This window comes from Burkholderia sp. E168m15 (assembly GCF_016586105.1).
Taxonomy (GTDB): Bacteria; Pseudomonadota; Gammaproteobacteria; order Burkholderiales; family Burkholderiaceae; genus Burkholderia; species Burkholderia orbicola.
On record NZ_BCPO01000013.1, the window covers coordinates 52536 to 64893 of the forward strand.

Genomic DNA, 12358 nt, shown 5'->3' on the forward strand with positions numbered 1-12358 from the left:
GCCTTCCCGCCCGCATGGCGGCGTCGCTCGTCGTGATTGGCGCGAACATGCCTACCTGCCGTACCGCGCGAGCGTCAGCCCCGCCAGATCGATCTCCGGCGTGCGTCCGGTGACGAGATCCGCGACCACCTTTCCCGAACCCATCGACATCGCCCAGCCCGTCGAGCCGTGGCCGACGTTGAGCCAGAGGCCGTCGATCCCGCTCGCGCCGAGCAGCGGCGGCCCGTCTGGCGTCATCGGCCGGCGGCCGACCCAGAAGCGCGCCGACGTGCGATCGGCCGCGTGCGGGAACCAGTCGTCGAGCACCTTCATCAGCGTGTCGAGCGCCTGTTGCCGCAACGCCGCGTGGCGATTGCCGAGCTCCGCGGTGCCGGCGACGCGCAGCGTCGGGCCGAAGCGCGTGATCGCGGTCTTCAGCGATTCGTCCATCAGCGCGGCGCAGGGCGCCTTTTCGTCGTCGACGACCGCGAGCGTGGCCGAGTAGCCTTTCACCGGATACAGCGGCACGTCGATGCCGTACGGTCGCAACAGGCCGGCGCTGTCGACGCCGAGCGCGACGACGATCGCGTCGGCGGCGAGTGTCGTGCCGTGTCGCGCGCCGCCGCTACCGTTGCCTTCGTGGTTTCCGCCCACGGCGACGACGTGGACGCCGCGCGCTTTTCCGCCCGCGACATCGAGTGCGCGCAGTTCGGTGTTGAAGCGGAATGCCACGCCGTTCGCTTCGCACAGTGCCCGCAGTTCGCGGGTGAAGCGCGCGCAGTCGCCGGCTTCGTCGTCGGGCAGGTAGATGCCGCCGACGGGCGCCTGCCGCGCCCAGCGCAGGCCCGGTTCGATCGCGGTGCAGCCGGCCGCGTCGAGTTCGCGAAACGCGATGCCGGCATCGCGCAGCACCTTCAGCGCGGGCTGCACCATGTCGACGTCGAACGCGCCGCGCAGCAGTTGCAGATAGCCGCGGCTCGCGCCGTAGTCGAAGGAATAACGCTCGCGAAACGCATGCAGGCACGCGCGGCTGTAATACGCGATGCGCTGCATCCGCTGCTTGTTCACGCGAAACCGCTCGAATTCGCATTCGCGCAGCCAGCGCGCGATCCAGCGCCACTGCGCGGCGTCGAGCGTCGGCCGGAAGATCAGCGGCGACGCGGGCTTGAACAGGTATTTGAGGATCTTGCCGGGCATCCCGGGCGCGGCCCACGGCGTCACGTAGCCCGGCGCGATCACGCCTGCGTTGCCGAGGCTCGTCGCCTGCGCGACATCGGCCTCGCGTTCGATCACGGTGACGTCGCAGCCTGCTTCGCGCAGGTGCCAGGCGGTGGTGACGCCGATCACGCCGGCGCCGAGAACGATCACGTGCATGGGGTATCTGGTACGAAGCGGTGGCTCACGACGCGACGGCCGGATCGTCCGCGAGCGACTTGCCACGCGTTTCCGGCAGCACGAGCGCCGCGACGATCACCAGCAGATAGCCGCCGCCCGCGACGAGGCCGATCGCCTTCACGAGCGACATCGATTGCGACAGCGCGCCGACGAGGATCGGAAAGAACGAACCGAGCCCGCGGCCGAGGTTGTAGCAGAAGCCCTGGCCCGAGCCGCGGATCGCGCCCGGATACAGCTCCGACAGATACGCGCCGACGCCCGCGAAGATGCCCTGCACGACGATGCCGAGCGGAAAGCCGAGCAGCAGCATCGCGGTATCGGTGATAGGCAGCATCGTGTACGCCATGCCAAGCGAGAACGAGCCGACCGCGAACAGGATGAAGGACGCGCGGCGGCCGAGCCGGTCGGACAGGATCGCGCCGACCACGTAGCCGACGAACGAGCCGACGATCAGCACGACCAGATAGCCGCTCGTGTTGAACACCGACAGGTGGCGCACAGTCTTGAGATAGGTGGGCAGCCACGTCGTGATCGCGTAGTAGCCGCCGAGCATGCCGGTGCACAGCGCGCTGCCGAACAGCGTCGCGCGCAGGTGCGGCGGCGAGAAGATCTCGAGGAAGTGGCCCGACACGCGGCCTTCGTCGCGGGCGCGGCGCGTGGCCGTATAGATGTCCGGATCGCTGACGTTGCGGCGGATATAGAGAATCCACAGGGCGGGCACGATGCCGATCCAGAAGCACGCGCGCCACGCGACCTGCTCCGGCAGCAGCGCGAAGAACGCCCAGTAGAGGATCGCGGCCGCGCCCCAGCCGAACGACCAGCTGCTCTGCACGGTGCCGACGGCCTTCGCGCGATGCTCGGGCGAGCGGATCGTCTCGGCCATCATGATCGTCACGACCGACCATTCGCCGCCGAAGCCGAAACCCTGCAGCGTGCGCGTCGCAAGGAGCTGCCAGAACGAATGCGTGAAGCCGGACAGGCACGTGAACAGCGCGAACGTCGCGATCGTCCACTGCAACACGCGCACGCGGCCATAGCGGTCGGCGAGGATGCCGGCGACCCAGCCGCCGATCGCCGACGAGATCAGCGAACTGGTCGCGATCATCCCGGCCTCGCTCTTCGTCATGCCCCAGGTGGCGATCAGCGTCGGGATCAGGAACGAATAGATCATGAAGTCGAACGCATCGACCGCATAGCCGCCGAATCCGGCGTACAGCGTCCGGCGCTCGCGCGTCGACAATTCGTTGAACCACTGGAATGCCTGCATGCTTGCCGCCCCCTCTCGTCTTGTCTCGTCCCGCGCTACCGCGTCGCGGTTATTTTACGGGCGCGCTCCGGCATGCCAAAAAGGCGGATGCAGGTTCGTGCTGAAAAGCAGGCAGGAGGGAGGACGCGTCAGAGCGTCAGGCCGCCGTCGACGTGGATGACCTGGCCGGTGATCTGCCGTGCCGCGTCCGACAGCAGGAACGCGATCAGCGCGGCGACGTCGTCGGGTTCCGCGATGCGGCCGAGCGGCGTCGCCTGTTCGGCCTGCGCCCACGCGGCGGCGTTGCCGGCGCTCGGCCCGTGGTCCTTGCGCGTGAAGCCCGGCGCGACCGCATTGACGGTGATGCCGTGCGCGGCGAATTCGGCGGCCGCGCTACGCACCAGCGATTCGAGCGCGGCCTTCGCGGCGGCGGTCGTCGCGAACGGTGCATCGGCGCGGTAGCGGTGCGCGACGAACGAACTGACCGCGACGATCCGCGGCGTGGCCGACGTTTCGAGCAGCGGCCGCGCGCGGCCCGCGAGCGCGGAGAACGCCCCGGGCATCGTCGCGAAGGCGGACGCGAGTGCGTTCGCGGAGAGCTCGGAAAAGGATTGCCGCGCGGCGAAGCCGGCGTTCGCGACGAGCTGGTCGAGCCCGCCGAAGCGCGTCGCGGTGCTATCGACCAGTGCGGCGGCGATACCCGGTTCGCCGAGATCGCCGGTCAGCGTGATGCACTCGGCGCCGGCCGTCGTGCACGCATGGGCGACGTCGGCGAGCCGCGATCGTGCCGCCTCGTCCGCGCCGCGCGCATGCAGCGCCAGCGCGACGCCGGGCGCCGCGAGCCGCCGCGCGAGCGCCGCGCCGATCCCCGAGCCTGCGCCGGTGATCAGCGCGATGCGTTCGAGGTGCGCGGCGCGTGCGTTCACGCGGCGACCTTGTCGTCGCTGCTCACGCGCTCGACGTTGATCGTGCCGACGTGGAACGCGGCCAGCGACTCGCGGTGCGCGATGCTGACGATCGCGGCCTTCGGCAGCCGTTCGGCGAACAGGTGATAGAGGCGGGCTTCGTTGTCGGCGTCGAGCGCGCTGGTGGCTTCGTCGAGGAACAGGAAGTCGGGCTTGTGCAGCAGCACGCGCGCGCCGGCCAGGCGTTGCTGTTCGCCCGGCGACAGCACGCGGGTCCAGTGCGCGGTTTCGTCGAGGCGCTCGACGTAATCCTCGAGGCGGCACGCGCGCAGCGCATCGCGGCACGCTTCGTCGCTGAAGGTGTCGGGCGTCGCCGGGTAGGTGAGCGCGGCCTTCAGCGTGCCGATCGGCAAATAGCTGGTTTGCGGCACGAACATCATCCGCGCGCCGACCGGCGCGTCGATCGCGCCGTCGCCGAACGGCCAGAGGCCCGCGAGCGCGCGCATGAACGTGCTCTTGCCGGAACCCGACTTGCCGATCACGAGCCAGCGCGAGCCGGGCTCGATCGTGACGTCGCCGATGTTCGCGAGCGCGTTGCCGTTCGGCAGCGCGAGCTTGAGCGACGACGTCGACAGCTTCGCGGCGTCGATGTAGTGCAGGTTGATGCCGCCGTGCTCGGTCGCGGGCGACAGGCTTTCCTTCAGGTGCGACGTGCCCATCACACGCTTGAATTCGCGCAGACGGTTGACGGTGGCGCGCCATTCGACGAGGGTCGAGTAGCTGTTGATGAACCACGAGAACGAGTCGCTGACGGTGCCGAACGCGGACGAGATCTGCATCAGCACGCCGAACGAGAACGCACCGGCAAAGTAGCGCGGCGCCGCGACGACGAGCGGGAAGATGATCGCGATCTGCCCGTAGAAGCTCAGCACGAACGTGAGCCGCTTCGTGTACTTCATCACGCGCCACCAGTTGTCGCGGATGCGCGTGAAGAGGGTCTGCGCGTTGCCGGCCTCGGTCTTCTCGCCGTCGTAGAACGCGATCTGCTCGGCGTTCTCGCGCACGCGGATCAGCCCGAAGCGGAAATCGGCCTCGACGCGCTGCTGCTGGTAGTTGATCGACACGAGCGGATGGCCGACCTTCTGGATGATCAGCGAGCCGACCACCGCGTACAGCGCGGCCGCCCACACCATGTAGCCGGGAATCGCGATCGGCGTCGCGCCGAGCGTGAACGTCAGCGCGCCGGCGAGCGACCACAGGATCGTGATGAACGACACGAGCGTAACGACCGTCGACAGCAGGTCGAGCGACAGCGCGAGCGTCGTGGTCGCGAACGACTGGAGGTCGTCGGTGATCCGCTGGTCGGGGTTGTCGGCGAGACGGTCACGTTCGATCCGGTAGAACGCGCGATCGCCGAGCCACTGGCCGAGGAAGCGGTCGGTGAGCCACTGGCGCCAGCGGAAGCCGAGCATCTGCCGCAGGTAGCGGCCGTACACGGCGAGGATGATGAACGCGAAGGCGAGCGCGGAGAACTGCATCAGCAGGTTCGGGAAGTCGTGGACGTCCTTCGACTGCAGCGCGTTGTAGAACTGCGCGTTCCACTTGTTCAGCCGGACGTTGATCCAGACCACGCAGAGGTTGATCGCGATGATCGTGACCAGCAGGCCCCACGCGATTTTCCATTCGGACGATACCCAGTAGGGCTTGATGAGGCTCCATGCGGATACCGGGCGCTCGTCCTGCGGCGCGTCGGAGGCGGAGCGGACGGGATCGATCGATTGGGTCATGTGCTTCCTGATGATGAGCCGGCGCGCGGGCCGGGCGAAACCGGGCGCGCGCCGCGATACGGCATGCCGGGGCGCGGCGCCGACTGACGGCGGGCGTCCGGATGGTCGCCCGTGCGTCTTAAACGGCACTTAAAAACCGGCGGTGACGCGGCAACCGGCCGCTCGCGCGGCCGGCCTGCGGGCATTGTGCCAGAGCGGCGCGGCACGCCGACGAATTTGCCGCTAGGGGGACAGTTTGCGGCGCTTTCCGCTTTTATGGTCTAATGGCCGACGACGAAACAGGGGTGCTTCGTGGCGCGGCCGGCAGATGTTCCGGGTAGCGCGGCGAGGCTGAGAAAGACCCTTCGCACCCGATCCGGGTAATACCGGCGAGGGAAGTTTCTGATCCCGCCGGGCCGCGCTGGCCGCCATCCCACATGGTCAGCGCCCGAGTCCCGCCCGGCCGGCCTTTGCTGCCGGTTTCGTCCTTTTGGGTACGCGCATTGCGCGTTACGGAAGGAATGATGGCCGCACAATCTTCAGTCTTTTGCAGGGCTCCCGCCCCGATGTCGCGTGCGTTCGCATGCGGCGGCGCGCGCGCGTCGGCGTTCGTCGCGCGTGACCGCGCGGAGGGCGCGCGATGAACGTCCGGGATACACGACCCGATTTCGCGGTGCTCGGCGGCGGCCTCGTCGGCCGCCTGATTGCGTGGCGGCTCGCGGGCGACGGGCATCGCGTCGCGCTCTACGAGCGCGGCGGCCCGGACGGCGAGCAGTCGGCCGCGTGGGTCGCGGCCGCGATGCTCGCGCCGCTCGCGGAAGCGGCCAGCGCGGAACGGCTGATCACCGAGCTGGGTGCCGCATCGCTCGCGCGCTGGCCGCAGTGGCTCGCGGAACTGCCCGAACCCGTCTTCTTCCAGCATCACGGCACGCTCGTCGTCTGGCATCACGCGGACCGCGCGGAGGCGCCGCTGTTCGAGCGGCGCGTGCGCGCGAACGCGCCGGCCGAGCTGCTCGACGGCGGCTTCGTGACGCTCGCCGGTGCGCAGGTCGACGCTGCGGAACCCGTGCTCGCGGGCCGCTTCGCGCGCGGGCTGATGTTGCCGCGCGAAGGGCAGCTCGACAACCGCCAGGCGCTGCGCGCGCTCGCGGCGGGCCTGGCCGAACGAGGCGTCGCGCAGCACTGGCACGCGGCGGTCGACGACGCGAACCTGCCGGCCGCGCATTTCACGATCGATTGCCGCGGGCTCGGCGCGAAATCCGCGCTGCCCGCGCTGCGCGGCATCCGCGGCGAAGTCGCGCGCGTGCATGCGCCTGGCATCGGGCTCACCCGGCCCGTGCGGTTGCTGCATCCGCGCTACCCGCTGTACATCGCCCCGAAACAGGACGATATCTATGTGATCGGCGCGACCGAGGTGGAGGGCGAGGACATGTCGCCCGTCAGCGTGCGCTCCGCGCTCGAGCTGCTGAGCGCGGCGTTTTCCGTGCATCCGGCGTTCGGCGAGGCGCGCATCCTCGAACTCAACGCGCAGTGTCGGCCGACGCTGCCAGATCACCGCCCGGCGGTGATCTGGGACGGCGCGGCGACGCTCGCCGTCAACGGCCTGTACCGGCACGGCTTCATGATCGCGCCGGAAGTCGCGCAGGCGGCCGTCGTGTTCGCGCAGGCCGCGCTCGGCGGCACACTCAGCGATGCCGACGCGTTCGCCGCATGGCGCGACGCCGCCCGCTGGCCGACGCTGCTCCATTACCGCAACGACGCGCGCCAGCCAGCCTGACGCGCGCCGCCGACCGAATCCGACCCAGTCTCATGGATATCCAGATCAATCAACAGACCCTGACGTTGCCCGATGACGCGACCGTGGCCGACGCGCTGGCCGCGTACGGCGCGCGTCCGCCGTACGCGGTGGCGCTGAACGGCAACTTCGTCGCGCGCACGCAGCATGCGGCGCGCGCGCTCGCGGCGGGCGACCGGCTCGACGTCGTGCACCCCGTCGCGGGCGGCTGAGCGCCGCCGGTTCGTCCCCGCTCTTCCAGGAAAACGACATGACGTCCCACCCCTCCGCCGACGCGCTGACGCTGTACGGCGAAACCTTCGCAAGCCGCGTGCTGCTCGGCACGTCGCGCTATCCGTCGCTGCAATCGCTGTCCGATTCGATCGCCGCGTCGCGCCCCGGGATGGTGACGGTCGCGCTGCGCCGGCAGATGACGGGCGGCACGGCCGAAGCCGGCTTCTTCGACCTGCTCAAGCGCCACGCAGTGCCGCTGCTGCCGAATACGGCCGGTTGCCAGACCGTCGCCGAGGCCGTGACGACCGCGCACATGGCGCGCGAGGTCTTCGACACCGACTGGATCAAGCTCGAACTGATCGGCGACGACTACACGCTGCAGCCCGACCCGGTAGGGCTGATCGAAGCCGCCGCGCAACTGGTCAAGGACGGCTTCAAGGTGCTGCCGTACTGCACCGAGGATCTCGTGATCGGCCGGCGCCTGCTCGACGCCGGCTGCGAGGCGCTGATGCCGTGGGGCGCGCCGATCGGCACCGGCAAGGGCGTCGTGAATCCGTACGGGCTGCGCGTGCTGCGCGAACGGTTGCCGGACGTGCCGCTGATCGTCGACGCGGGGCTCGGCGTGCCGTCGCACGCGTGCCAGGTGATGGAATGGGGCTTCGACGGCGTGCTGCTGAATACCGCGGTGTCGCAGGCCACGCACCCGGAAATCATGGCAAGAGCGTTCGCGCAGGGCGTCGAGGCGGGCCGCGCCGCGTATCTCGCCGGTCCGATGGACGCGCGCGACACCGCGCACGCGAGCACGCCGGTCGTCGGGATGCCGTTCTGGCACCAGGACGGAGGCGGCGCATGAGCGCGGCGCGCTTCGCCGATGCGTTCTGGCCGCCGGCCGACGAGCTGGCCGAAGCGGCCGAGCGGATTCGCGCGCGGCTCGGCGACTGGCCCGAGGGCGCGGCGCCGTGGCGGCTCTGCGTGGCGGCGCCCGACGTGCCGGCCGACGGCGACGTGCTGATCGTGTCGGCCGGTGATCGTGCCGCGCAGGCGCGCGCATCGGCCGTGTCGCGGCCTGCGTCGCCCGATACGGTGGCGATCGAATTCGACGAGCAGGGCGCCGTGCTGCATGCGGCTGGCGTGCGCTACGCGCTCGACGCCGCGCATCCGCTCGCGGACGACTGGATCGCGGCGCTTGCCGCGTTCCTCGATTGCGGCTTCGCGCCGGTCGACGCGCTGGTGCTCGCGCTGGCGTGGCGCGACGGCGACGAGACGCGCGCCGCCGACGCATGGCCGGTCGATGCCGCGCGATTCCCGCGTGTCGCCGGGCTGCCGCCCGCGCCGGAACCGGCGTTCGCGCCGTGCCCCGCGCGGCTCGGCCTCTATCCGGTCGTGCCGAGCGCCGAATGGGTGGAGCGCGTGCTCGACGGCGGCGCGCGAACCGTGCAATTGCGCGTGAAAGACGCGACGCCGGACACACTGCGTCAAGAAATCGCGCGCGCGGTCGCGGCCGGGCGCCGCTATCCCGATGCGCGCGTGTTCATCAACGATCACTGGGAGATCGCCGCAGAAGCAGGCGCGTACGGCGTACATCTCGGTCAGGAGGATCTCGAAACGGCCGATCTGGCCGCGATCGCGCGCACGGGCCTGCGGCTCGGACTTTCGAGTCACGGCTATTACGAGATGTTGCGGGCGCTGCACGAGCGGCCGAGCTACCTCGCGCTCGGCCCCGTGTACGCGACCGCCACCAAGGCCGTTGCCGCGCCGCCACAGGGGCTCGCGCGGATTGCCCGCTACGCGCGCTTCGCCGGCGCGCGCGCGCCGCTCGTCGCGATCGGCGGGGTGGGGCTCGACACGCTGCCGGCGGTGCTGGCGACGGGCGTGGGCAGCGTCGCGGTGGTCAGCGCGGTCACGGGCGCGGCCGACTATCGGACGGCGCTTATTGCACTGCAGCAGTGCTTTACCGGACAATTTGACAATCATTGACCGCAGGGCCCGGAACGGCGTCACGACATCATTCCAATGCAGGCCCTATAATTCGGCGTTCTGCGTAAAAGGACTGTCAGCTCCGTGAGCCCCACTCCTACCGAGACCCTGCTGGAACTTCGCGACGTCGACTTTGGCTACGGCGACCGCCTCGTCCTGTCCAACCTGAACCTGCGCTTCGGGCGCGGGCAGGTCGTCGCGGTCATGGGCGGCTCGGGTTGCGGCAAGACCACCGTGCTGCGCCTGATCGGCGGCCTCGTGCGTGCGCGCCGCGGCCAGGTGCTGTTCGATGGCGCCGATGTCGGCGCGCAAACGCGCGACGGCCTGTACGCGCTGCGCCGCAAGATGGGCATGCTGTTCCAGTTCGGCGCGCTGTTTACCGACATGTCGGTGTTCGAGAACGTCGCGTTCGCGCTGCGCGAGCATACCGACCTGCCCGAAGACCTGATCCGCGACCTCGTGCTGATGAAGCTCAACGCGGTCGGGCTGCGCGGCGCGCGCGACCTGATGCCGTCCGAAGTATCGGGCGGGATGGCGCGCCGCATCGCGCTGGCGCGTGCGATCGCGCTCGATCCGCAGCTCATCATGTACGACGAGCCGTTCGCGGGCCTCGATCCGATCTCGCTCGGCATCACCGCGAACCTGATCCGCACGCTGAACCAGGCGCTCGGCGCGACGTCGATCCTCGTCACGCACGACGTGCCGGAATCGTTCGCGATCGCCGACTACGTGTATTTTCTGGCCAATGGCGGCGTGCTCGCGCAGGGCACGCCCGACGAGCTGCGCGCGTCGACCGATCCGAGCGTGCGGCAGTTCATCGACGGCGCGCCGGACGGCCCGTTCAAATTTCATTACACGAGCCCGCCGCTCGCAGCGGATTTCGGGCTCGGCGGAGGGCGCGCATGATCAGCGCGATCGGACGTTACGTCATCGGCGGCCTCGAGCGCGCGGGCTACGGCACGCGCCTGTTCGTGCGCCTCGTGCTGGAATTCTTTCCGCTGCTGCGCCGGCCGCGGCTGGTCACGAAGCAGATCCATTTCCTCGGCAACTATTCGTTCGTGATCATTGCCGTGTCGGGGCTGTTCGTCGGCTTCGTGCTCGGCCTGCAGGGCTATTACACGCTGAATCGCTATGGTTCCGAGCAGGCGCTCGGCCTGCTGGTCGCGCTGTCGCTCGTGCGCGAGCTGGGGCCGGTCGTCACCGCGCTGCTGTTCGCGGGCCGCGCGGGCACGTCGCTCACGGCCGAGATCGGCCTGATGAAGGCCGGCGAGCAGCTCACCGCGCTCGAGATGATGGCGGTCGACCCGATCAAGAACGTGATCGCGCCGCGCATGTGGGCGGGCATCATCGCGATGCCGCTCCTGGCCGCGATCTTCAACGCGGTCGGCGTGCTCGGCGGTTACTTCGTCGGCGTCGTGCTGATCGGCGTCGATCCGGGCGCGTTCTGGTCGCAGATGCAGGGCGGGGTCCAGGTCTGGGCCGACGTCGGCAACGGCGTGATCAAGAGCATCGTGTTCGGCTTCGCCGTGACCTTCATTGCGCTGTACCAGGGGTATGAAGCGAAGCCCACGCCCGAAGGCGTGTCGCGCGCGACCACCAAGACGGTTGTGTTCGCGTCGCTCGCCGTACTCGGCCTCGATTTCCTGCTGACTGCGCTGATGTTCAGCTAAGCCTCAGCCAAGCCAAATTTTGGAATGACGATGAAAAAGACTGCTCTCGACTTCTGGGTCGGCCTGTTCGTGGTGGTGGGCTTCCTTGCGGTGCTGTTCCTGGCGCTGAAGGTCGGCAACATGAGCTCGCTGTCGTTTCAGCCGACCTACTCGGTGAGGATGAAATTCGACAATATCGGCGGGCTGAAGCCGCGCGCGGCCGTGAAGAGCGCGGGCGTCGTGGTCGGCCGCGTGAAGTCGATCGGCTTCGACCCGAACACGTACCAGGCGGTCGTCACGATCGACGTCGACGGCCAGTACCCGTTCCCGAAGGATTCGTCGGCGAAGATCCTGACGTCGGGCCTGCTCGGCGAGCAATATATCGGCCTCGATCCGGGCGGCGACACCGAAATGCTGAAGTCCGGCGATACGATCACGATGACGCAGTCGGCGATCGTGCTCGAGAACCTGATCGGCCAGTTCCTGTACAGCAAAGCCGCGGATGCGGGCGGCGCGAAGCCGGCAGCCGGGGCGTCGGCCGTTCCGGCCGCGCCGGCCCCGGTGGCGGTACCGGCGTCGGCGGTGTCCGGCGCGTCCGGCTCGGCGGCTCAATAACCACACGAGAGAAAACAAGAGGGTAATGACCATGCACACGATCCGCATCAGGCACGCCGCGCTGGCGATGGCGGCAGTCGCCGCGTTGAGCGGCTGCGCGACCGTGCAGACGCCGACCAAGGGCGATCCGCTCGAAGGCTTCAACCGGTCGATGTACAAGTTCAACGACACGGTCGATACGTACGCGCTGAAGCCGGTCGCGAAGGGCTACCAGTACGTGGTGCCGCAGCCGGTGCGCGACAGCGTGACGAACTTCTTCTCGAACATCGGCGACGTCTACATCGCGGCGAACAACATCGTGCAGCTGCGGATCGCGGACGGCGTCGGCGACATCATGCGCGTCGTGATCAACACGGTGTTCGGCGTCGGCGGCCTGTTCGACGTCGCGACGATCGCGAAGCTGCCGAAACACACGGCCGACTTCGGGATCACGATGGGCCGCTACGGCGTGCCGTCGGGCCCGTATCTCGTGCTGCCGCTGCTCGGGCCGAGCACGCTGCGCGACACGGCCGGGCTCGGCGTCGACTATGTCGGCAACCCGCTCACCTACGTGAAGCCGGACGGCCTGAGCTGGGGCCTGTTCGGCGTGAACCTGGTCAACACGCGCGCGAACCTGCTCGGCGCGGGCGACGTGCTGGATGCCGCGGCGCTCGACAAGTATTCGTTCGTGCGCAACGCGTACCTGCAGCGTCGCCAGATGCTGATCAGCAACGCGCGCGGCGAGGCCGCCGCGACGTCGAGCAACGACGCGCTGCCGAAGTACGATCTGCCGGAAGACGGCGCGGCACCGGCGGCAGCCGGCGCGGCCGGAACGGCGG

At 69.3% G+C, this 12358-nt stretch carries 12 protein-coding genes and 1 riboswitch; of the genes, 8 read left to right on the plus strand and 4 right to left on the minus strand.

Features of this window, described 5'->3' with window-relative positions; genetic code table 11:
• Positions 1-51: 51 nt before the first annotated feature.
• The 4 genes from JMF86_RS01670 to JMF86_RS01685 all read right to left on the minus strand — a co-directional run bounded on the left by JMF86_RS01670 (position 52) and on the right by JMF86_RS01685 (position 5312).
• A complete protein-coding gene (locus tag JMF86_RS01670; RefSeq protein WP_011546619.1) occupies positions 52-1353 on the minus strand; it encodes a D-amino acid dehydrogenase in 1302 nt (433 codons plus the stop codon).
• Between the two features lie 25 nt (positions 1354-1378).
• Positions 1379-2641, minus strand: a complete 1263-nt coding sequence (locus JMF86_RS01675; RefSeq protein ID WP_054928291.1) for an MFS transporter — start codon at positions 2639-2641, stop codon at positions 1379-1381.
• A 128-nt stretch (positions 2642-2769) separates the two neighbouring features.
• Positions 2770-3546: an SDR family NAD(P)-dependent oxidoreductase gene (locus JMF86_RS01680; RefSeq protein ID WP_054928292.1), complete on the minus strand. Its 777-nt coding sequence runs from the start codon at positions 3544-3546 to the stop codon at positions 2770-2772.
• Complete coding sequence (locus tag JMF86_RS01685) at positions 3543-5312, minus strand: ABC transporter ATP-binding protein/permease (protein WP_027809252.1); 1770 nt, start codon at positions 5310-5312, stop codon at positions 3543-3545. The genes JMF86_RS01680 and JMF86_RS01685 overlap by 4 nt, the downstream gene beginning before the upstream one ends.
• A gap of 270 nt (positions 5313-5582) precedes the next feature.
• Positions 5583-5706, plus strand: a riboswitch (TPP riboswitch).
• 225 nt (positions 5707-5931) lie between these two features.
• Here JMF86_RS01685 and JMF86_RS01690 point away from each other — a divergent pair.
• From JMF86_RS01690 to JMF86_RS01725, 8 genes are all read left to right on the plus strand, one after another.
• The gene (locus JMF86_RS01690) at positions 5932-7068 is read left to right on the plus strand and encodes an FAD-dependent oxidoreductase (RefSeq protein ID WP_078040615.1); all 1137 of its coding nucleotides are present in this window, start codon (positions 5932-5934) and stop codon (positions 7066-7068) included.
• A 32-nt stretch (positions 7069-7100) separates the two neighbouring features.
• A complete protein-coding gene (thiS, locus tag JMF86_RS01695) occupies positions 7101-7298 on the plus strand; it encodes a sulfur carrier protein ThiS (RefSeq protein WP_027809254.1) in 198 nt (65 codons plus the stop codon).
• 38 nt (positions 7299-7336) lie between these two features.
• Positions 7337-8152, plus strand: coding sequence for a thiazole synthase (locus tag JMF86_RS01700; RefSeq protein ID WP_006477140.1), 816 nt, complete (start codon positions 7337-7339; stop codon positions 8150-8152).
• Complete coding sequence (gene thiE, locus JMF86_RS01705; protein WP_078040616.1) at positions 8149-9276, plus strand: thiamine phosphate synthase; 1128 nt, start codon at positions 8149-8151, stop codon at positions 9274-9276. The genes JMF86_RS01700 and thiE overlap by 4 nt, the downstream gene beginning before the upstream one ends.
• 84 nt (positions 9277-9360) lie before the next feature.
• A complete protein-coding gene (locus JMF86_RS01710; protein WP_006477138.1) occupies positions 9361-10182 on the plus strand; it encodes an ABC transporter ATP-binding protein in 822 nt (273 codons plus the stop codon).
• Positions 10179-10946 (plus strand): lipid asymmetry maintenance ABC transporter permease subunit MlaE, encoded by a 768-nt coding sequence (mlaE, locus tag JMF86_RS01715; RefSeq protein ID WP_006486220.1) that lies wholly within the window; start codon positions 10179-10181, stop codon positions 10944-10946. The genes JMF86_RS01710 and mlaE overlap by 4 nt, the downstream gene beginning before the upstream one ends.
• A gap of 24 nt (positions 10947-10970) precedes the next feature.
• Positions 10971-11540, plus strand: a complete 570-nt coding sequence (gene mlaD, locus JMF86_RS01720) for an outer membrane lipid asymmetry maintenance protein MlaD (protein WP_006477136.1) — start codon at positions 10971-10973, stop codon at positions 11538-11540.
• 31 nt (positions 11541-11571) lie between these two features.
• Positions 11572-12358, plus strand: a 787-nt coding sequence (locus JMF86_RS01725; RefSeq protein ID WP_201316686.1) for a VacJ family lipoprotein, incomplete at its 3' end; no start/stop codon positions are given.